Origin of the sequence: Proteocatella sphenisci DSM 23131, from assembly GCF_000423525.1 — a bacterium.
Classification (GTDB): Bacteria; Bacillota; Clostridia; order Peptostreptococcales; family Filifactoraceae; genus Proteocatella; species Proteocatella sphenisci.
On the sequence record NZ_AUID01000006.1, the window covers coordinates 88,772 to 110,140 of the forward strand.

Sequence of the window (21,369 nt, forward strand, 5' to 3'; positions counted from 1 at the left end):
ATTTTGAAAGGGGGGAGAATATGGACAGATTTACTGTAACGGGAAAAATGAGGATTGCTTTTGCTGTAATGATAATTATTACGGCAGTAATGGCATCATACAACTTTGCCAAAAGTAATTTTCAGGACACTCTTATTAAAGATGTTGAGCTAACGGAAAAACTTGAAATTGGAAAGCCTGAGTATGTAGGGTTTGAAGAAATAAATACCGCAGATTACAATCTGGAGAAAGATGATTCTTCTTCTTATTCTCAGATCGAGATAAAAAACATATCAGATGAAACCCTTTATGAAATAAGTGTTGAAATGGCTGAACAAGAAACTGCCACAAAAAACCATTTCCTCATACCATCTTATCATATAAGTATCCTCCGATCAGGTGAATCAGCGCTACTTAGCTCTCAACATGAAAATGTAAAGCAGGAGCAGCCGCTAAAAGTTACAGAGGCGTCTTACAGAGATTCAGAAGGTAATGCTATACTTATATCGGGGTCCTTTGATCAAGGTCAAAGCCGAAATATTAAAGCAGAGCCTAATATAAAAACAGAATTCAAAAGCCTGAGTGAGGAAGTAGACAAAATCCGTACTGGGGAGATAATTATATCTCAGGACTCAGGACAAAAAACTGCACAGGTAGAAGTAACAAATAAATCAAGTGACAAACTCTATGATGTCTATATTAATTTTCAGGAGTATTATGATGGAAAAGCGGTAGGCAACCTATATAGCAGGCTGGAGGTCTTAGACGGAGGTTTTGGAGGAACAATAAAAATAAATACAAAACCTGATACCGAGCTGAAGATATCTGATATAGGCTACAGACTAAAGACTTCTGATAATCAAAATGCTTATGTATATTCTATATATCCCCAGGAAAAAACATACAAGACGAGTCTATATGGGAGCGTGGCAGCATCTAGAACAAGTAATCCAGCTATTACCTTTGCAAGACTTGCAGCGATTATTATATTTTTGGAAGTAAACAGAAGAGAAGCAGCATACAGAATAAAAGGTATTAAAGAAGGAAACGATGAATATCTCAAAAAAGCAGGATATGCAGCAATAATAAAGTGGATAACTCTTGTTATTTATATAGTCCTTGTTGCAGATTTGTTTATGAAATAAAAAAAGAGCCTGAGGCTCTTTTTTTGATTTATCATTAAATTTACTTGTTTTGTGAAACTATCATTATAAGCTCTCTTAAGAGTTTACATGCCACTGCAGTCGAAACGCCGCTGTGGTCATATACAGGAGAAAGTTCATTTATATCAAGACCAACTATATTAAGCTGGCTCAGTTTCATTATAGCTCCAAGAAGTTCGTTGAATGTAACCCCACCAGCTTCTGGAGTTCCAGTTCCTGGGAATATAGAAGGGTCAAGGACGTCAAGGTCAAGCGTAAAGTAAACCGGCTTGCCCTTCAATCTATCTATTGCCTCATCAAGTCTTGTAAAGCTGAACTTATTAGTCTGAACATGATCTTTTCCCCACTCAAACTCGGATCTTTCACCTGAACGAATCCCGAACTGGAATATTTTGTCGTCTCCAACTATTTCCCAGCATCTTCTCATAACCGTCGCATGAGAGAGTTTTTCGCCCATGTAATCTTCTCTTAGATCTGCGTGAGCATCAAAGTGGATTATATGAAGATCTGGATATTTTTCTGCGACGGCCCTAACTGTTCCAAGGGTTACAAGGTGTTCTCCACCTATCATTAAGGGCAGCTTTGAATCACCCAGGACTTTTTTTGTAAAGTCTGTTATTGTATCAAGGGTCACTGCAGCATTTCCAAAGGTAAGCTCAAGATCGCCTGCGTCAAATACTGGAATATCTTCCAGATCCATATCCTGATATGGACTGTAAGTCTCTATTCCAATAGATTCAGTTCTCATTGCACTGCTCGCAAAACGTGTACCAGGTCGAAATGAAGTAGTAGAGTCAAATGGAGCGCCAAAAAGCACTATGCCTGACTCGTCATATTCATTTTCACATCCTATGAATGTGGATACATTTCTATTCATGGGCCTGGTCCAGCAAGTCCTTCACGTAGTTTGGAAGTGCAAAACATCCTGTATGAAGGTCAGTATTGTAGTATTTTGTCTTAAGTCCAAGTGCATTCCATCTTGCCGCATCGAGGTCTGTCAGTGGATTGAATTTTTTTGATGCAAATCCAAACAGCCAGTGTCCTGACGGATACGTTGGTATATGAGCCTGATACACGCTGCACATTGGGAAGAACTCTGTGATTCTTTTGTGAGCTCTTTGCATAGAAGCGGCATAGCTGCTGTAGTATGGGCTTTCGTGCTGATTTACAAGAATCCCTGTTTCGTTAAGCGCCTTGAAGCAGTTTCCGTAGAATTCTTTTGTGAAAAGCCCTTCGCCAGGTCCAAATGGATCTGTAGAGTCAACTATGATAAGATCATATTCATTTACCTTGTTTCTAACAAACTTAAGTCCATCTTCATAGAAAAGGTTAACTCTTGGATCATTAAGTTTTGATGAAGTCAGCGGAAAAAACTCAAGTGAAATATCTACAACCTGTTTGTCTATTTCAACCATGTCAATCTGCTCGATAGTTTCATATCTTGTAAGTTCTCTTACAGTTCCACCGTCACCAGCCCCTATTACAAGGACTTTTTTTATATCAGGGTTTGTAGCCATTGGAACGTGAACTATCATATCGTGATAGATAAACTCGTCTTTTTCTGTAACCATCATAAGTCCGTCAAGAGTAAAGAACTTGCCGAATTCTTTTGATTCAAAAACATCTATTCTTTGAAAGTCACTTTGACCTGAGTAAAGCTGACTTTCTACTTTTATTGAAAAGCGTACATCATCTGTATGCTGCTCTGTATACCATAATTCCATATTATTTTCCCTCCAAAACATTTATTTTTTCAATATTCATATCCTCTGTTCCAGTAAGAAGGCTTCCCTTTTCTTTGGCAAAGGCTATATAGTCAAGAGAGTCTCTTGATATTCTTTCACCAGGTGCCAGAATAGGGATACCAGGAGGATAACACATTACAAATTCACCTGAAACCAGGTTTTCACTTTCTTCTATTGGAACTTGATGTTTTTTACCATAAAAGGCTTCTGTAGGGGAAACTACAACATCTGGTTCAATATATTCATGGTCAAACATTCCTGCTGGATCTTTCTGGTAGAGCCTTTTTATTTCAGACAGTGCAGCTATAAGTCTTTCGATGTCGAGAAGCCTGTCTCCTACAGAAATTATGGCAAGTATATTTCCTACATCGCCAAATTCTATCTGAATTCCATAATTGTCTCTTAAAATATCGTAAACTTCGACTCCTGCAAGGCCCATTTCTCTTGTATGAATAGAAAGTTTTGTAATATCAAAATCATATACAGTATCACCATTTATGATTTCTTTTGAAAATGCATAGTATCCACCTATGTTGTTTATTTCTTTTCGTGCATACTCCGAAATCTCCTGAACTTTGTCAAATATCTGCTTTCCATTTAGAGCAAGATTCATTCTGGATATGTCAAGTGATGACATAAGAAGATAAGAACCGCTAGTTGTCTGGGTAAGATTGATAATTTGCCTTACATATTCAGGATTCATGGCAGGACCAGTAAGCAGGAATGAACTCTGTGTAAGAGATCCTCCTGTCTTGTGCATGCTTACAGCCGCCATATCAGCGCCTGCAGCCATAGCGGTAACTGGCATATTGTCTCCAAAATAGAAATGCGTTCCGTGAGCCTCATCGACAAGCACTTTCATGCCTGCTTCATGAGCCAGTTTTACTATTGATTTAAGGTCTGAGCAGATTCCATAATATGTTGGATTGTTGACTATTATGGCCTTTGCATCAGGATAATCCTTTATGGCCTGCCTTATGTCAGCTATGGACATTCCAAGTGGAATACCCAGTCTTTGGTCAACTCCCGGATTAAGGTATACAGGAGTTACCCCACCTACGATAAGCGCGTTTATGGCGCTTCGGTGTACATTTCTTGGCATTATAATCTTGTCGCCGGGCTTACATACGCTCATTACCATAGCCTGAACAGAAGAAGACGTTCCTCCTACCATCAAAAAGGCATGGTCAGCGCCAAAAGCCTCAGCAGCGAGTATCTCTGCATCTCTTATTACTGAAGACGGATGGCACAGATTGTCCAGCATCTTCATGGAATTTACATCCACGGACATACAGTCAGCACCCAAAAATTCCTTCAGCATTGGATTGCCAGAGCCTTGCTTGTGACCTGGAACATCAAAAGAAACTATTCTCAGTTCCCTGTATTTCTTGAGTGCCTCATATATTGGGGCACTGTTTTGGGAGACTTTATTCAATTTCGCTACCTCCGCCGTATACATTGAATCCACTGAAGATCTCGATCATTTCTCTTCTGAGATTGTTGGTAATCTCGAGTCTGGCCTTTGGATTGATTTCATAAACATCTTTGTTGAAAAGATAGTTTTGAAGCTCTATATCTTTTATAAGCATTTTTGTATGGAAAATATTAGCCTGATATACGTTGACATCTATGGCATCATATTTTTGTAAAGTTTCGTCCGCTATATAGTCTTGTATGGAAGTAATGTTATGATCTATATAACACTTTTTGCCATCAACATCTCTGGTAAAACCTCTCACCTTGTAATCGATTGTCATTATGTCGGAATCAAAGCTCCCTATAAGATAATCCAAGGCATTGATTGGTGAAATTTGTCCACATGTGGATACGTCTATATCCACTCTAAATGTAGCAATGGAGTTATCAGGATGATACTCCGGATATGTGTGCACAGTTACGTGACTTTTGTCCAGGTGTGCTACCACCGTATCTTTCATTTCTCTCGTATCAAAAAAGAGATTTCTCCCCTGATTGCATGATTCGTCAACCACTTCATCTGGAAGCGCTTCCTCTGCAATCAAAATCGTTACGCTTGCTCCTTGAGGATCGTAGTCCTGTTTGGAAATATTGAGCACATGTGCTCCAATCATTTCAGTGACATCGCAGAGGATTTTAGTTAATCTCTCCGAGTTATATTGCTCATCAATGTAAGCAATGTAATCTTTTTGCTCTCTCTCACTCTTCGCATAACATACATCATAGATGTTGAAGCTAAGTGTTTTTGTGAGGTTGTTAAAGCCATATAGTTTTAGCTTATTTTGCAACCCTAACATCACAACCTTTCTATTTTATATTTAAAATATCAAAAAGTCTAATCAACTTTTAGAGTTAATAATATCAATAAAATTAGAAAATGTCAATGAATTATAATTAAGTTTGATAAATGACCAGGCTTGATTACATCAAGCTTTGGAAGGGGTTTATCGTGCTAAACAATACAAAGACTCCCACTAAAATTATTTTGTAAAAAAAATACACTTTTTTGTAAATAAAGTATTGACAGTTGAATACCCGTTCAACTATAATAAAATTGTGAACAGTTGAATGCATGCTCAACTGTTAAAAAATAAAACATAAAAAAGTAAAATCATATGGGAGGAAAAAATGGCCAAAGAAATAGTAAAAGCGATATATTGTGACTGTGATACCATACACGAAGATATACTTAATGAAGTCAGGGGTAAAATGCCAGATGATGATGTCTTGTATGAACTGGCAGATTTGTATAAGATATTTGCTGACAGTACCAGAGTCAGGATACTCTGGGCCCTGGATCAGAGCGAGATGTGCGTGTGTGACATGGCGGTTCTTCTTGGAATGACCAAATCAGCAATCTCACATCAGCTTAGGACTCTTAAGCAGACAGATCTTGTAAAGTTTAGAAAAGAGGGTAAAAATGTATTTTATTCTCTCAAAGATGATCACGTAAAAAAGATTCTGGAGATGGGCATGGAGCACATAAATGAATAGACAGGTGAATTAGGGAGGAAATGCTATGACAAATTTAATTGAAGATGCAGAAAAAGGTCACGGACACATTAAAGACCATGGTGACGGCGGATGCTCTGACTGAGCGTCAAAAACGGAAATAGTTATTTCCAAAGGCAACAACCACATTCATGAAATAGACAGAGGAACACTTGCAAGAATAATAGCTGCAATTGCCATATATGCAGCAGCATTTATAGTTAAAAATGAACTTACTTCTCTTTCTCTCAATGTGTTAGCCTACCTTATAATAGGATATGATGTCGTATTGAGAGCTTTAAAGAACATTTTCAAAGGTGAAGTTTTTGATGAGAATTTTCTTATGACTATTGCTACAGTCGGAGCATTTGCCATAGGAGAGCATCCAGAAGCTGTAGCGGTAATGCTTTTTTATCAAATTGGTGAATTTTTTCAAGACTATGCAGTAAGTCGCTCTAAAAAATCTATAGCAGACCTTATGGATATAAGGCCTGACTATGCAAATCTGAAAATAAATGATGAAGTGTTGGTATTTTCACCTGAGGAAGTTGAAATAGATGACATAATAGTTATAAAGCCTGGTGAGAGGATACCCTTGGATGCAGTAGTGACAGAGGGTACTTCTTCTGTAGATACCTCCGCGCTTACGGGAGAGTCTTTGCCAAGAAGTGTTAAAGCAGGAGATGAAATCCTCAGTGGAAGCATAAATATAAACAGCGTAATAGAAGCCAGAGTGATCAGAAAATATAAAGAATCTACGGTAAGTCGTATATTAGACCTTGTAGAAAATGCAGCCAGCAAAAAATCCAAGTCAGAAAAATTTATTACCAGATTTGCAAGATACTATACACCGGCAGTGGTTGCAATGGCAGCGATATTGGCTTTTGCAGTACCGATGGTGAGCGGAGGCAGTTTTTCACAGTGGATATCCAGAGCCCTCATATTTCTTGTTATATCCTGCCCCTGTGCACTGGTAATTTCAGTTCCACTAAGCTTTTTTGGAGGAATAGGGGGTGCGTCAAGAAGAGGTATCCTTATAAAAGGAAGCAATTATCTAGAATCTCTGGCTATGACTGAAATCGTAGTGTTTGATAAGACTGGAACCCTTACAAAAGGGGTATTTGAAGTTCATGGGGTAAAGCCTTCTCGTAATCCAGGTTCAGCCAATATTAGTGGCGAAGAATTGCTTGAATTTGCAGCATACGCAGAGAACTATTCAAATCATCCGATTTCAGTTTCTCTCAAAAAAGCTTATGGAAATACAATTGACAGAAAGAGAATAGGTACAGTTGAGGAAATTGCCGGTCATGGAGTAAAGGCTATGGTTGATGGCAAAACTGTATATGCAGGCAACAACAGGCTGATGGAGATTTTCGAAATAGGATTTGACAGTGAAGATATAGCAGGAACGGTGGTTCATGTTGCTATAAATGGAAGATATGCAGGTCACATAATGATCTCAGATGAATTAAAGGACGATTCGATTGCTACTATTGAAGAACTGAAAAAATCAGGAATCAAAAAAACAGTCATACTGACGGGAGACTCAAAATCAGCAGCAGATTCAGCCGCAAACTTGCTTGGAGCGGATCAAGTATATTCAGAACTGCTTCCTGGGGATAAAGTAGATAAAATAGAAGAGTTAATGAAAGACTTATCCACAAAAGGCAAGCTTGTTTTTGTGGGAGACGGAATAAATGATGCGCCAGTACTCGCAAGATCCGATATAGGTATAGCCATGGGCGGTCTTGGTTCGGATGCAGCAATAGAAGCAGCGGATGTAGTTATAATGACAGATGAACCATTTAAGGTCATAGATGCAATAAAGATTTCGAAAAAAACATTAGGAATTGCAAAACAAAATATTATATTTGCACTTGCCATAAAAGCCCTTGTAATGATTCTGGGAGCTGCAGGATTGGCTAATATGTGGGCTGCGGTTTTTGCAGACGTAGGAGTTACATTTATTGCGGTAATAAACTCCATGAGAGCACTGGTATACGAGGATAAATAATTCACAATCCAATTATTGAACCAATGTCTGTGAGCGGATATTCTTTGAAATATTTGAGTTTTAGATTTTTGGATTTTATGAAATTTGTGATTATTATAAAGTCTGGATGATCTTCGAGGTTTCCGTTAAAGATTATATAATCATCTATTTGGCCCGAGCTGCCACCAAGAAATCCATATTCAAAACCATGGAGCCTTACATGGCCAAGAGATACTTTAAGTACATCGATTTGAGGATAATTTTCTCTGATAGTCCTGAATATGCCAGCATCTGAGGTTATTATAGAGTTATTATCCACAGCCACTATATTGCAGTTTGCGTATCCTTGTTTTATGTCAATGATTTTTAAGTCGGATTTTTTTACTGCCTCTATTATTGAATCATCGGTATAGCTTGTATTATGAATAAAAAATCTTCCCACCTGAACCCCGTTATAGATGGCGCTGGCAGGGTATATCTCGCCGACAGGTTTTGAGCCTGGGATTATATTGAGAGACTCAAAGCCAGGTCCAAGCTGGTCAGCAATGTTTTCAATTTGGTCTCTTGCAACAATTAGATTGCCATCTATGAGGAATAAATATATGTCCGGGTGGTCAGAGATTTCTTTATAAACTTTACCAGAATCTTTTATTTCTATTACAATTTTTCCAAGGCTTGTCAAGAATTCCTTGAGTTTAAGGTCGGCTCTGTTTGATAAAAACACATATTTCATTATCTACTCCTTCAGTATATTTTTGACTTATGCATACATTATAGAGTCAAGCCCCTAATATTGCAAGGCATCAGATGATTGTTATTGACTATCATCTGAGTCTTTGTTATACTTTGGAGATATAAAATAAAACAGACATACCTGGAGGTAAAATGAGGCTTCTGCATATTGATAATAATGAAATGTTTTCGAAAAAAATCAAAAAAATCGTTGAGGATAATGATGTTGTCTATATTTCTTCGGATTCTTATGAAAAGGCATATGAAATAATTACGGATATAAAGGTGGACCTGCTTATAATAGCGGAGCAGATAGGTGATTATTCATGTAAAGATTTTATAGAAAAGCTTCAATTGGAAAAAAGTACAGTCACACCAGTTATAGTTATATCAGATGAGCAGGACTATGATAAAAAATCGGTGTATTTTGATATGGGGATAATGTCATATTTGACAAAGTCTCCTTTTTCAAATGAGAGATTTGAAAAATATATTCAAACCATAAAGAATGATCTCAGTCTAATAGATGAACTCAAATATTTGAGTATTGCAGTAGTCGATGACAGCAGTTTTTCACTGGGAGTTATAAGTCGTTTTTTCAACAGGTATGACATAAAAAATGTGGATTACTTTCAGAATTCATATGAATTCATGGAAACTGAAAAACATTATGATATATATATTATAGATTATGTTATGCCAGGATTTGATGGGGAAGACCTTATATACAAGATAAGAGAAAAAAACCTCGATGCCATAATAATCATTGTGACGGGTCATGAAAGTCAGAAGATAATAACTCATTCACTCAATATTGGTGCGGATGATTTTATATTAAAACCTTTGGATATAAAACTCTTTATGTTAAGAATAGTTTCATGTATAAGACAGCAAAAGTTAAATAAGGAAAATGTAGATAAAAGCAAATTATTGTTTAATATGGCTACCAAAGATATGCTTACAGGCCTGTGCAACCGCAATTATTTTTTGGAGTTATATGAAAAGAAAACTTCAGAATCTATAAGAAGCGGAGAACCACTCGCGGTTATATTGATGGATATTGACCATTTTAAATCCATAAATGATCAGTATGGACATCTCAAGGGGGACTACGTACTGAGCGAAATTGCAAAAATATTAAACAAAAATCTCAGAGCATCAGATACCATATGCAGGTGGGGTGGAGAGGAATTCTTGATCTTGTGTTCGCGTACGGACAAGGAAAAGGCTCTGATTGTCGCAGAAAAACTTAGAAGAGAGATTGAAAGCCATGTGTTTGAAAATATAAATACAATCACATCGAGTTTTGGAGTGACTCAGTGGCAAGTCGGTGATAATCAGGAGAAAATATTCAGAAGAATGGATAACTCTCTTTATCTTGCAAAGCTTACGGGGCGTAACAAGGTGGTTTTTGATGAAGAAATTACAATTTTGCAAAATGAAGCACCGTCAAATATAGAATGGGGAGCTTTTTTCAGAAGTGGAAATGTGAATATAGATATGGATCATCACGAATTGATAGTAATATCAAATGAAATTATTCGCAATTGTTTTTTGGATCACAGGGAGGAATTTACAAAAATTCTCTTTGACAAGCTAATTGACCTTACGGATAAACATTTTAAAAATGAAGAAGATATATTGAAGCTGTATAATTATGAGGGACTTGGGGAACATAAGGATATTCATGAAGATTTTCTCCAAAAGGCGCTCATAGTACAAAAAAATCTTAATGATGGAGACGTAAACTCTGTAGATGTGGCAAAATATCTTATTCAGGATATGATTGTAGGTCACATAGTAAAACATGATTTTGATTTCTTTCATGTATTTGAAACGGATATGAACAAGTAAGCTAAAAGAACAAAATTGCTCTGGAAAGTAAAAATTCCAGAGCAATTTTTTATAAAAATTCATAAAAAGACATTTTACCTGCAAAATTTGGAATTGAACGAAAAAATACTTTTTTATAAAGAAAATGAATAAATGTTTGTCTTGTGAAAACAAGTTTAAAATAGTTTATAGTTTAACAATACAAAAATGCTGGATTTACAAAAAAAACCAATGCTTTGATTAAATCGCAAACAAAAAAAGATATAATAAAAAAAATCCCATGTTTACGGGACTTACATAGTTCCGAATTTTCTAACAAAGACCACTTGAAATAAAGCTAAATGCTTTAATGAAATAAAAAAAATATATTAAAAAGGGGTTGAAATTGTAATGGAATTAGGATAGAATATCATTATTATGTCACATAATTAACAATATAAAAAGGAGATTATTATGAACAACACAGAGATGACAATAAAAGTTGATGAAATTCTGCAAGAATTTGGTCGCGAAAAAGCTCAGCTTATAAACATAATGCAGGCAATTCAAAAAGAGTATCGCTATCTGCCAGAAGAATCATTAAAATACATATCGGAAAAAATGGAAATAAGCGAAGCAAAAATATATGGAGTGGCTACATTTTATGAGAACTTTTCACTGAATCCAAAAGGGAAATATGTAATAAAGATATGCGATGGTACTGCTTGTCATGTAAGAAAGTCAATACCTATACTTGAAGCACTGAGGAAACAGCTTGTGCTCACAGAAAAAAAGAAAACAACTGATGATAAGATGTTTACTCTGGAAACAGTATCATGCCTTGGAGCATGTGGTCTTGCTCCTGTAATAACCATTAATGATAAGGTATACCCAAAGGTAACTCCAGACTTTGTAGTCGAGATCATAAATAATATAAAGGTAGAGGAGGCGCAAAATGCTGATAAATAGTTATGATAAATTGGTAGAACTGTCAGAGCTTTATAAATCGTCTCTGGATAAGCAAAGAAAAAAGATACTTGTATGTGCAGGTACCGGATGTATAGCTGGAGGATCTCTGGATGTATATGCAGAGCTGAAAAGACTGGTTGAAGAAAAAGGACTGCTTGTAGACGTGGACCTTGAAAAAGAAGAAGAAGGCGTGGGCATCAAAAAGAGCGGATGCCACGGATTCTGCGAAGCTGGGCCTCTTGTAAGGATAGAGCCTGAAAATTATCTTTACCTTAAGGTAAAGGTTGGCGACTGTCAAGAAATAATAGAAAAGTCCATACTTGATGACGAATCTGTGGACAGACTGACATATGAGCTTGACTGCAAATCCTATAAAACACAAGAAGAAATACCTTTTTATAAACGTCAGCACAGAGTAGTGCTAGAGCATTGTGGACATATGGATGCAGAAAGTATACAAGAATACATTGCCCATGGAGGATATCAGGCTGCTGCAAAAGCAATAACTACGATGACTCAGCAGGAAATTTGCGATACGCTTGTGGAATCAGGTCTTAGGGGACGTGGCGGTGGAGGATTTCTTGCCGGTACAAAGTGGAAACAAGTACTTGCGCAAAAAGAAAGTCAGAAATATATAGTTTGTAACGGGGATGAAGGTGACCCTGGAGCATTTATGGACCGAAGCGTAATGGAGGGAGATCCTCACAAGATAATAGAAGGAATGATGATAGCAGGTTTTGCAACTGGAGCAGATCAGGGATATATATATGTAAGAGCAGAGTATCCTATGGCAGTTGAAAGGCTTAAGATAGCCATAGATAAAGCAAGAGAATGTGGATTGTTAGGGAATCACATACTTGGAAGCGATTTCAGTTTTGAGATTCATATAAACCAGGGAGCCGGGGCATTCGTATGTGGGGAAGGTTCGGCACTGACAGCTTCTATTGAGGGCGAAAGAGGAATGCCAAGGGTAAAACCGCCTAGAACTGTTGAGCAAGGACTTTGGGCAAAACCGACTGTACTCAACAACGTAGAGACCTTTGCCAACGTTCCGGTAATACTTCTTAAGGGAGTAGAGGAATTTAGAAAGCTTGGAACTCCAGGAAGCCCGGGTACAAAGGCATTTGCCCTTACAGGAAATGTCGTTAACACAGGACTTATTGAAGTACCTATGGGAACAACTCTCAGAGAAGTAATATTTGAAATAGGTGGAGGTATTGCAGGAGGAAAGAAATTCAAGGCAGTACAGATAGGCGGACCATCGGGAGGCTGCCTTTGCTTTACAAAGCAGCATCTGGACATGCAGCTTGACTTTGATTCTTTGAGCGAAGTAGGAGCAATGATAGGGTCTGGTGGTATGGTTGTAATGGACGAAGATACCTGTATGGTTGAGGTGGCAAGGTTCTTCATGAACTTTACTCAAACTGAAAGCTGTGGAAAGTGCATACCTTGCAGAGAAGGTACAAAAAGAATGCTTGAAATCTTGGAAAAAATAGTAAATGGAAACGGAGAGCCAGAGGATCTGGATCTTCTTGAAGATATAGCTGACACTGTAAAAAACACAGCTCTGTGTGGACTTGGAAAGACTGCGGCAAACCCTATCTTAAGTACACTGGAGTGGTTTAGAGATGAGTACGAAGCTCACGTAATAGATAAAATATGTCCGACAAAAAACTGTAAAGGCCTTATGAAACTGGAAATAGACCCAGTTCTTTGCAGAGGATGCAGCAAGTGTGCAAGAATCTGTCCGGCGGATGCTATTTCAGGAAAGATTAAGGAACCGTTTACCATAGATACAAAAAAATGTATCAAGTGTGGAGCTTGTATCGAAGCTTGTGCATTTGATGCTATAAAGGAGGCATAATATGAGCAAGGCTATGATTATAGATGGTATGAGAGTGCCTTATACTGATGAAAAAAATATCCTGGCGGTAATAAGGAATGCAGGCATAGATCTTCCTACATTTTGTTATCATTCAGAACTTAGTATATATGGGGCATGCAGAATGTGTTCTGTAGAAGACCAGAGGGGAAACATAATTGCGTCTTGTTCAGAAAGACCAAAAGATGGAATGGTAGTATCTACAAACACTAGGAGAGTTCAGAAGTATAGAAAGACTATCCTGGAGCTTCTTCTTTCAAACCATGATAAGGACTGTACATCTTGTGAGATAACGGGAAAATGTCAGCTCCAGTCACTGGCGCTCAGATATGGAGTAAAAAAATCCAGATTTGAGAACAATTTCCAGGAAAAAGAAATAGATAATTCGAGTCCAAGTATTGTAAGGAACCCAAACAAATGCATAAAATGTGGAGACTGCGTTATGGTATGTGAGGATGTCCAAGGCGTTGGAGCGCTTGGATTTGCACATAGAGGCTCAGAAGTTGAGATAACCCCTGCATTTGGAAGAAAACTGGCAGAGAGTAATTGCGTAAACTGTGGCCAGTGCAGAATCGTATGTCCTACAGGAGCAATAACAATCAAAAACGATACTCAGAGAGTATGGGATGCTATATTTGATGATAACACAAAGGTGGTAGCTCAGATAGCTCCGGCTGTGAGAGTAGCCCTTGGAGAAGAATTTGGACTTCCAGCTGGAACTATGACTCTTGGAAAGATGGTTGCGGCCATGAGAAAGATGGGAGTAGAGCAGATATTTGATACTGCCATAGCTGCAGACCTTACAGTAAGAGAAGAATCAGGCGAATTCCTATCTAAATTTACAAAGGGGCAAGGGCTGCCACTCTTTACTTCATGTTGTCCTGCCTGGGTAAAATTTGTAGAGAACAAATACCCTGAATTTGTACAAAATCTTTCTACGGCGCGTTCTCCTCAGCAGATTTTTGGTTCAGTTTACAAAGAAATTGAAAATGCCAATAGAGAAAATGAAGACAAAAGAAAGCCGTTTCTGATTTCAGTTATGCCATGCACTGCTAAAAAAGAAGAGATTACAAGACCTGAATTTACAAAAAATGGAGTACCTGATGTAGATGTAGTCATAACTACTCAGGAACTGGCTATAATGATAAAAGAAATGGGAGTAAACTTTGCAGACCTGGAAGAAGATTCCATGGATATGCCTTTTGGAGTAGCATCTGGAGCGGGTATAATCTTTGGAAATACGGGTGGAGTTACCGAAGCTGTACTAAGAGACGTGGCGAGCGATAAATTTGATAAAATAGAGCTTGAGATTCTTTTTGAAAATGTCAGAGGACTTGAAGAAGTAAAAGAAGCTACGGTAAGCATTGATGGCGCGGAAATAAGAATGGCTGTTATTCATGGACTTAAGAATGCAGATATGATTCTTAAAGAAATAAAAGAAGGCAAGAGACATTATGATCTTATCGAGGTTATGGCTTGCAGAGGCGGATGTATATCAGGAGGAGGTCAGCCTGTAAACAAAACACCTGCAAAACAGACAAGGCAAGACAGAGCAGCTGGACTTTACAGTGTAGACAGAAAGAAAAAGCTTAAGCGTTCTAAGGACAACTATGTAATGAATGAGCTTTATGAAGGAATTCTCAAAGATAATGAACACATAATGCATATACACAGATAAAATAATAAGGGGAGCATTCGTATAAGCGAATGCTCTCTTTTTTTGTGAAAAGACAATCATAAAGAATCACAGGAAGAATTAAGGTGATTTTGATTGAAAGCAAATAGATTTTGTTGTACTATTGATATAGTGGAAATAATAATAGAGAAAGCTGAGGAGGCGTATTTTGTTTAGTTTGAATGATTGTATGGGTTTTATAACCAACATTGCATCTAAAAAACTTTCAGAGGAATTTAACAGAAGGCTTGAATCCTATGGGGTTACAAGAGTAAACTGGATAGCAATTTACTATATTGGGGAAAATAATGGAATCTCTCAAAGAGAGCTTTCTAATAAGATGGACGTAAACGAATCTTCCATAGCCAGACTTTTGGACAGGATGGAAAAAGAAGAATTTACAATAAGAACCAAGGATCTTAAAGATAGAAGGACTACAAGAATATTTCTAACTGACAAAGGTAAGTCTTTGAGAAAGAGTCTAATACCTCTTGCAGAAGAATTTCAAAATGATGTAACCAGAGAATTGTCAGCGGATGAATTAGAAGTATTTAAAAAAGTATTAGAAAAAATGATTGAAAATTTATAAATTATATTGACGATACCATAAATTAGTGGTATCATCTTTTTAAACAGATACTTGCTATAGCAAACATTGCTATGGCAATCAAAAAATATCACGCTTTTGTGGAAATTAAAATTAGGAGGAAATATGAAAAAAGATGTTAGAGAAATGCTAAATGATTTTACAGGTGGACTTGGAGTACTGTCAGAAACAAATGGGGAAAGTGTAAATGCTTTTATGAATCTTTTGGGAACAAATTATGCACCAGGAGCAGTAGATGTTAAAACAAAAGAACTGATAAGTGTAGGAATAGCTACATACAGCCGTTGTGAATACTGCATAGTGTTTCATGTATATAAGGCGTTTGAAGCAGGAGCAACAAGAGAAGAAATTATTGAATCAGCAATGGTTTCTGTAGCATTTGGCGGAGGGCCTACAATGGCTTATTCTGTTACACTTTTAAAAGACGCAATAGACGAATTTGAAAATGACTTTAAATAAGAAATTCTTAATATAATTATATTTTTAGCAATATGGCCCTGGACTTGAAAAAAAGTCCAGGGCCATAAAATAAGGAGAAAATAAAAATGGAAATAAAGTTAAAGACTATCACTGGCAATGACAAAACTGCAGTTGTGGGAAAGATAAATGTAGCAGTTGGAGATCAAATTGAAGCAGGCAAGACTATACTTCAACTGGAAACTAAAAAAGGAAACAGTCCTGTAAAATCAGAAGTTAGCGGCTTGGTAGAACAAGTGCTTGTATCAGAAGGCCAGACGGTGGAAATTGGTCAGATACTTATTAATGTAAAATCTGATTCCAGCCAGGATGCAAAACCCAAGCCAGACTATTTTGCAGGGATGATAAAAGGGAAAAAAGAAGATGTAAACACAGAGTTACTTATTATAGGTGGTGGCCCAGGGGGATATGTTGCAGCGATCTATGCATCAAAGAATGGAAAAAAAGTGGTACTTGTAGAGAAAAATGCTATGGGAGGAACCTGTCTCAACCATGGATGCATACCTACAAAGGCCATTGTAAAGTCAGCTGAGGTTTTTAGTCATATAAAAAATGCTAATGACTTTGGTATTGAAGTTAAAGAAGCCAGAGCTGACATGGACAAGGTTATAGCTAGAAAAAATGCCATAACAGGGACGCTTGTATCAGGTATAGACTATCTTATGAATAAAAACGAAATCAGAGTCATCAAAGGAAGCGCATCATTTCTTGAAGATGGAAAAGTTTTGGTAAAGTCTGGTAAGGACGAATATACGATTGAAGCAGAAGATACAATAATAGCAACAGGCTCCAATGTATCTACTCCAAAAATTCCGGGTATGGACAATGAATTTGTCATGAACAGCACTCAGGCTCTTGACTGTAAAGAAGACTTTGGGTCTATAACTGTAATCGGGGGTGGAGTAATAGGTATGGAATTTGCATTTATTTATTCAAATTTTGGAATGAAAGTAAATGTAGTTGAATATTTTGACAGGGTCCTTACAATGGTAGACAGCGATGTATCTCAGGAGATATGCGGTATTGCAAAAACAAGGGGCATTGGGATATACACTGGCTCAAAAGTAACTAGAATCGGTAAAGATGAAAATAAAAAAGCTGTTGTATTTTTTGAAGTTGATGGCGAAGAAAAATTCATAGTAAGTGACAAAGTACTTGTAGCAACGGGAAGAGAAGCCAACGTGGCAGGTCTTGAGCTTCAAAATACACAAATAGCTGCTAATGAAAATGGCAGAGGGATAGCAGTTGACGCCAGCATGAGAACCTCAGTTAAGAATATATATGCAATTGGAGATGTAAATTCAAAGATGCAGCTGGCTCACGTAGCGTCTCATGAAGGAATAGTCGCAGTTGATACTATACTTGGTAAAAAAGCGGATATGGATTACAGCGTAGTTCCAAATGTAATATTCACATCACCAGAAATTGCTAATGTGGGAATTACAGAAGATGCTGCTGTAAAGGCCGGTCTTAATATCAAAGTAAGCAAATTTCCTTTTGGTGCTAATGGAAAGGCGCTTACAATGGGAGAACCGGAAGGATTTGTAAAGCTGATCAAAGATATGGATAGCGATAAAATAATAGGAGGAGCTATAATTGGTCCGGAGGCATCGGCACTTATCAGTTCTCTTACTATTATGATAAACAGCCATATAAGCGAGGAAGAGCTTATACACACTGTTTTTGCTCATCCTACAACAGGTGAGGCTATCCATGAAGCAGTTCTTGGACTGGGTATAGGAGCGCTTCATTATCATGAATAGGATAATTGTTTCAAAAGAGACAGATCCTTGCTACAATCTTGCTCTCGAAGAAGACCTGCTTAGAAATGTAAATGATAATCAAGTGATACTGTATCTTTGGAGGAATAACAAGACTGTTGTAATTGGAAGAAATCAGAATCCTTTTTTGGAGTGTGACATTGAAAAGATGAATCAGCAAGGGGTTACTCTTGTCAGAAGAATATCTGGTGGTGGAGCAGTATATCATGATATGGGAAATCTCAACTTTACATTTGTCTCAAAAAAAAATCGAAGTGATGTAGAGCGTCAGCTGAAAGTTATTAAGGCGTCCGTAGAAAAATTTGGAATAAAAGCCGAGTTTTCAGGAAGAAACGACCTTATCTGTGAGGGGAAAAAGTTTTCTGGGCACGCATTTTATAATGAAGACTCAAACTGCTTCCATCATGGGACTTTGATGATAGATGTGGACAAATCTGTACTGGGAGACTTGCTAAAGCCTTCCAGAATCAAACTGGAGTCTAAGGGCATTACTTCAGTTAAAAGCAGAGTGGTAAATTTAAAAGAGCTATGTTCAGATATTACAGCTGAAGCACTATGTGATTCTCTTAAAGAAAGCTTTGAAATAGAATATCGAGATTGCAAGGGGTTTACTGAATATGGAAAAGAAAATTGCCTTCCAGATCAGATGGACAAGTATAGGGACACTAAGTGGACTTATGGAGAAAGTCCGGTTTATGACGCCATATTTGAAAAAAAGACAGACTCTGGGAACTTTCAAGTTCTTGCCAAAGTAGAAGACGGAGTAATAAAAAGTGTAAAAATATATTCTGACAGCCTGAAAACCTATAATTGTGAGGATATTGAGAAGGCGATTTCCGGGACATATTTTCATGAGTTAGATTCTTTATTGGAAAAGTTGATTTAAAAGTTAAAGAGCAGTATTTCTTTTATAGAAATGCTGCTCTTTAAAAATTGATGCACAGACGTTTATTTTATGATAATGTAAGACAGTAGGATACAAACTGATGAGGAAAATGTTTTTTTAAAACAAAATTTTTGGAATTTATAGAAAATTCTTGAATATACATATTTTGTAGGATATACTATTTAACATTAAACGGGAGCGTAAAAAGCGTATGAAAAAAGAGCTGAAGATATTTACAATAGCAGTAGCTTTTATAGGATTTGCTGGAGGGATTGATGGGATTCTGGCAAATTATTTTAAAGAAGCATATAATGTGACTGCATTTCAGAGGGGATTTATAGAGTTTCCAAGAGAACTTCCAGGAGTGCTGGGAGCTTTTGTGATAAGTGGACTTGGATTCATGGGAGATATAAGGATAGCCGTACTTGCACAGATTTTGATGGCTTTAGGTATGACCATACTGGGATTGTTTAGCCCGGGCTTTGGGTTTATGCTGGTATTTCTCTTTATATTTTCGCTGGGACAGCACATTTATATGCCGCTTCATGATGGAATAGCCGTATCTCTTTCTGAAAAAGGGAAAGAGGGAAAGACTCTTGGAACGTTAAGCGGCGTAAAAGTGGCGAGTGCTATGGTAGCTTCGGTTGTGACCTTTATAGGGTTCAGGTACGGTTTTTTCAGCTTCACTAATCCCATTATCCCGTTTTTACTTGTGGCCTTGACATCGGTTCTGGGAGCCCTTGTACTTATATATCTTTGCAGATTTGTAAAAGTGCCGCACAAAGATACTTTGCCTGGGAAAATAGTACTCAGAAAAGAATACAGATATTATTATGCACTTGCGATACTAAATGGAGTACAAAAACAGATTATGATAGTTTTTGGACCATGGGTTCTTGTAGATCTTCTGGGGGCAAAAGCTGACGCAATGTCGCTGCTGGTAATTCTTACTTCACTTCTGGGGATGGGTTTTCTTCCATTTATAGGAAGATGCATGGATACTTTGGGAATAAGAAAGATACTTTATGCAGACGCACTTTCATTTATTTTTGTTTATGCGCTTTATGGAATGCTATGCAGTGCCATAATAGCCGGAGCTGTATCTCTAAAGACTGGGATGATACTTGGGGGGACGATGTTCATATTTGACAGGATGAGCATGAACCTTGGAATGGTAAGGACGATGTATCTCAAGAATATAAGTATTAATAAAAATGAACTTACCCAGACCATTTCGCTCGGGATAAGTATGGACCACGTAGTTTCAATATGCTGCGCCATGTTAAGCGGATATATATGGAAAAGTATAGGACCACAATATGTGTTTTATTTTACAGCAGCACTTTCGATGCTGAATCTTTTAATAGCAAAAACAGTAGAAATAAATGAATAGATAATTAGGCAAAGGAGAAAATGAATATGCTTACACTTGATAAAATATATCATGCAGCTTTTGTGTTAAAAAATGTAGTGAGGAAAACAGATCTTATTCATGCTCCTAATATAAAGGAAGGCAGTAATGTTTACCTGAAAACAGAGAATCTTCAGCTGACAGGATCTTTTAAGGTTAGAGGATCTTATTACAAGATATCACAGCTGACTGAGGAAGAAAGAGCCAATGGAGTGATTGCCTGCTCAGCAGGAAACCATGCGCAAGGAGTTGCACTGGCTGCAACCACAGAAAATATTGAATCACTCATATGCATACCCGATGTGGCACCTATTTCAAAGATAGAGGCAACAAGGAGATATGGAGCCCAGGTAGAGCTGGTAAATGGAGTCTATGATGATGCCTATAACAGAGCGTGTCAGATTCAAAAAGAAAGAAATATGACATTTATACATCCCTTTGATGATATAGATGTAATTGCAGGTCAGGGGACTATAGGTCTTGAAATTTTAGAGCAGCTTGACAATGTGGATGCCGTAGTTGTTCCTATAGGCGGAGGCGGGCTGATATCTGGGGTAGCTTATGCAATAAAGAGTCTGAAACCAGAATGCAAGATATATGGGGTTCAGGCAGAGGGGGCACCTTGCATGTACAGGTCTATGGAATCTCAAGAGAAGGTATCTTTGAGCAGTGCTTCCACTTTTGCAGACGGAATAGCTGTTAAAAAACCAGGAGAGCTTACTTTTGATATATGCTGTGGATATGTAGACCAGATAGTTACTGTAACAGATGATGAGATAGCAGCAGCCATACTCATGCTTATGGAAAAACAAAAACTTGTGTCAGAGGGAGCGGGGGCTGTTGCGGTAGCGGCAGTTATGTTTGATAAAATTGATACTAAAGACAAAAATACCGTATGCATAGTATCTGGAGGAAACATAGATGTCAATATACTTTCAAGAGTCATAACCAGGGGCCTGGTAACAAGTGGAAGACTTTCAGACCTTACACTCGAGCTTATAGACAAGCCAGGACAGCTTGAAGGGGTAGCAAAGACTATTTCCCAAAAAGGCGGAAATGTTATTGCGGTTCACCATGATAAGGCAGAACCTAATATGGCCATCAATGCCTGTCTGCTCAAGATAACCATGGAAACGAAAAACTTTGAACACATAGAGGAAATAAAGAATAGTCTTGTTTCAAATGGTTTCAGGTTAGCTCCATCGACTTCGGATTACTGCATAAGGACTGTATAAAAAAAGGAAGAGGAACTGGGTCTATAAAAACCAGTTCCTCTTCCTTTTTACCTAT

At 37.6% G+C, this 21,369-nt stretch carries 18 protein-coding genes; 13 read left to right on the forward strand and 5 right to left on the reverse strand.

Annotation, left to right across the window (positions count from 1 at the left end):
• Window positions 1-20: 20 nt before the first annotated feature.
• Window positions 21-1,124, forward strand: a complete 1,104-nt coding sequence (locus tag G558_RS0102940) for a hypothetical protein (RefSeq protein WP_028828837.1) — start codon at window positions 21-23, stop codon at window positions 1,122-1,124.
• Between the two features lie 40 nt (window positions 1,125-1,164).
• Here G558_RS0102940 and speB read toward each other — a convergent pair whose 3' ends face one another.
• The 4 genes from speB to speD are packed head-to-tail and all read right to left on the reverse strand — an operon-like array spanning window position 1,165 to window position 5,160.
• A complete protein-coding gene (gene speB, locus G558_RS0102945) occupies window positions 1,165-2,019 on the reverse strand; it encodes an agmatinase (RefSeq protein ID WP_028828838.1) in 855 nt (284 codons plus the stop codon).
• On the reverse strand, window positions 2,012-2,866 hold the full coding sequence (speE, locus tag G558_RS0102950) for a polyamine aminopropyltransferase (RefSeq protein WP_028828839.1): 855 nt from the start codon (window positions 2,864-2,866) through the stop codon (window positions 2,012-2,014). The genes speB and speE overlap by 8 nt, the downstream gene beginning before the upstream one ends.
• Window position 2,867: 1 nt before the next feature.
• The gene (locus tag G558_RS0102955; RefSeq protein WP_028828840.1) at window positions 2,868-4,322 is read right to left on the reverse strand and encodes an aminotransferase class I/II-fold pyridoxal phosphate-dependent enzyme; all 1,455 of its coding nucleotides are present in this window, start codon (window positions 4,320-4,322) and stop codon (window positions 2,868-2,870) included.
• Entirely contained in the window at window positions 4,315-5,160 is an 846-nt protein-coding gene (gene speD, locus G558_RS0102960; RefSeq protein ID WP_028828841.1) for an adenosylmethionine decarboxylase, read from the reverse strand. The genes G558_RS0102955 and speD overlap by 8 nt, the downstream gene beginning before the upstream one ends.
• A gap of 331 nt (window positions 5,161-5,491) precedes the next feature.
• Here speD and G558_RS0102965 point away from each other — a divergent pair, with 331 nt between their 5' ends.
• Together G558_RS0102965 and G558_RS0102970 are read left to right on the forward strand one after the other, a co-directional pair.
• Window positions 5,492-5,857, forward strand: coding sequence for an ArsR/SmtB family transcription factor (locus G558_RS0102965; RefSeq protein WP_028828842.1), 366 nt, complete (start codon window positions 5,492-5,494; stop codon window positions 5,855-5,857).
• 286 nt (window positions 5,858-6,143) lie between these two features.
• Window positions 6,144-7,868: a heavy metal translocating P-type ATPase gene (locus G558_RS0102970; protein ID WP_242825201.1), complete on the forward strand. Its 1,725-nt coding sequence runs from the start codon at window positions 6,144-6,146 to the stop codon at window positions 7,866-7,868.
• A 1-nt stretch (window position 7,869) separates the two neighbouring features.
• Here G558_RS0102970 and G558_RS12205 read toward each other — a convergent pair whose 3' ends face one another.
• Window positions 7,870-8,580 carry a DUF6873 family GME fold protein gene (locus G558_RS12205; protein WP_051188423.1) on the reverse strand — a complete coding sequence of 237 codons (711 nt, stop codon included), beginning with the start codon at window positions 8,578-8,580 and terminating at the stop codon, window positions 7,870-7,872.
• Between the two features lie 152 nt (window positions 8,581-8,732).
• On the opposite strand from G558_RS12205, the gene G558_RS0102980 reads away from it, so the two are divergent.
• From G558_RS0102980 to ilvA, 10 genes are all read left to right on the forward strand, one after another.
• Window positions 8,733-10,433, forward strand: coding sequence for a diguanylate cyclase (locus G558_RS0102980; protein WP_028828844.1), 1,701 nt, complete (start codon window positions 8,733-8,735; stop codon window positions 10,431-10,433).
• A gap of 432 nt (window positions 10,434-10,865) precedes the next feature.
• Entirely contained in the window at window positions 10,866-11,360 is a 495-nt protein-coding gene (locus tag G558_RS0102985) for a complex I 24 kDa subunit family protein (protein WP_028828845.1), read from the forward strand.
• Entirely contained in the window at window positions 11,347-13,224 is a 1,878-nt protein-coding gene (locus G558_RS0102990; RefSeq protein WP_028828846.1) for an NADH-ubiquinone oxidoreductase-F iron-sulfur binding region domain-containing protein, read from the forward strand. The genes G558_RS0102985 and G558_RS0102990 overlap by 14 nt, the downstream gene beginning before the upstream one ends.
• Before the next feature lies 1 nt (window position 13,225).
• On the forward strand, window positions 13,226-14,920 hold the full coding sequence (locus G558_RS0102995; protein WP_028828847.1) for a [FeFe] hydrogenase, group A: 1,695 nt from the start codon (window positions 13,226-13,228) through the stop codon (window positions 14,918-14,920).
• Window positions 14,921-15,086: 166 nt separating this feature from the next.
• Complete coding sequence (locus G558_RS0103000) at window positions 15,087-15,506, forward strand: MarR family winged helix-turn-helix transcriptional regulator (protein ID WP_028828848.1); 420 nt, start codon at window positions 15,087-15,089, stop codon at window positions 15,504-15,506.
• Between the two features lie 123 nt (window positions 15,507-15,629).
• Complete coding sequence (locus G558_RS0103005) at window positions 15,630-15,983, forward strand: carboxymuconolactone decarboxylase family protein (RefSeq protein ID WP_028828849.1); 354 nt, start codon at window positions 15,630-15,632, stop codon at window positions 15,981-15,983.
• A gap of 86 nt (window positions 15,984-16,069) precedes the next feature.
• On the forward strand, window positions 16,070-17,764 hold the full coding sequence (gene lpdA / locus G558_RS0103010) for a dihydrolipoyl dehydrogenase (protein ID WP_028828850.1): 1,695 nt from the start codon (window positions 16,070-16,072) through the stop codon (window positions 17,762-17,764).
• A complete protein-coding gene (locus G558_RS0103015; RefSeq protein ID WP_028828851.1) occupies window positions 17,757-18,668 on the forward strand; it encodes a lipoate--protein ligase in 912 nt (303 codons plus the stop codon). The genes lpdA and G558_RS0103015 overlap by 8 nt, the downstream gene beginning before the upstream one ends.
• Before the next feature lie 211 nt (window positions 18,669-18,879).
• A complete protein-coding gene (locus tag G558_RS0103020; protein WP_028828852.1) occupies window positions 18,880-20,061 on the forward strand; it encodes an MFS transporter in 1,182 nt (393 codons plus the stop codon).
• Window positions 20,062-20,087: 26 nt separating this feature from the next.
• On the forward strand, window positions 20,088-21,314 hold the full coding sequence (ilvA, locus tag G558_RS12210) for a threonine ammonia-lyase (RefSeq protein ID WP_051188424.1): 1,227 nt from the start codon (window positions 20,088-20,090) through the stop codon (window positions 21,312-21,314).
• Window positions 21,315-21,369: the final 55 nt, after the last annotated feature.

What these genes read in the sequence shown, in the direction of transcription:
- G558_RS0102940 (WP_028828837.1), top strand. Translation starts at nt 21, where the DNA reads ATGGACAGATTTACTGTAACGGGAAAAATGAGGATTGCTTTTGCTGTA.
- speB (WP_028828838.1), bottom strand. Translation starts at nt 2,019, where the DNA reads ATGAATAGAAATGTATCCACATTCATAGGATGTGAAAATGAATATGAC.
- speE (WP_028828839.1), bottom strand. Translation starts at nt 2,866, where the DNA reads ATGGAATTATGGTATACAGAGCAGCATACAGATGATGTACGCTTTTCA.
- speD (WP_028828841.1), bottom strand. Translation starts at nt 5,160, where the DNA reads ATGTTAGGGTTGCAAAATAAGCTAAAACTATATGGCTTTAACAACCTC.
- G558_RS0102965 (WP_028828842.1), top strand. Translation starts at nt 5,492, where the DNA reads ATGGCCAAAGAAATAGTAAAAGCGATATATTGTGACTGTGATACCATA.
- G558_RS12205 (WP_051188423.1), bottom strand. Translation starts at nt 8,580, where the DNA reads ATGAAATATGTGTTTTTATCAAACAGAGCCGACCTTAAACTCAAGGAA.
- G558_RS0102980 (WP_028828844.1), top strand. Translation starts at nt 8,733, where the DNA reads ATGAGGCTTCTGCATATTGATAATAATGAAATGTTTTCGAAAAAAATC.
- G558_RS0102985 (WP_028828845.1), top strand. Translation starts at nt 10,866, where the DNA reads ATGAACAACACAGAGATGACAATAAAAGTTGATGAAATTCTGCAAGAA.
- G558_RS0102990 (WP_028828846.1), top strand. Translation starts at nt 11,347, where the DNA reads ATGCTGATAAATAGTTATGATAAATTGGTAGAACTGTCAGAGCTTTAT.
- G558_RS0102995 (WP_028828847.1), top strand. Translation starts at nt 13,226, where the DNA reads ATGAGCAAGGCTATGATTATAGATGGTATGAGAGTGCCTTATACTGAT.
- G558_RS0103005 (WP_028828849.1), top strand. Translation starts at nt 15,630, where the DNA reads ATGAAAAAAGATGTTAGAGAAATGCTAAATGATTTTACAGGTGGACTT.
- lpdA (WP_028828850.1), top strand. Translation starts at nt 16,070, where the DNA reads ATGGAAATAAAGTTAAAGACTATCACTGGCAATGACAAAACTGCAGTT.
- G558_RS0103015 (WP_028828851.1), top strand. Translation starts at nt 17,757, where the DNA reads ATGAATAGGATAATTGTTTCAAAAGAGACAGATCCTTGCTACAATCTT.
- G558_RS0103020 (WP_028828852.1), top strand. Translation starts at nt 18,880, where the DNA reads ATGAAAAAAGAGCTGAAGATATTTACAATAGCAGTAGCTTTTATAGGA.
- ilvA (WP_051188424.1), top strand. Translation starts at nt 20,088, where the DNA reads ATGCTTACACTTGATAAAATATATCATGCAGCTTTTGTGTTAAAAAAT.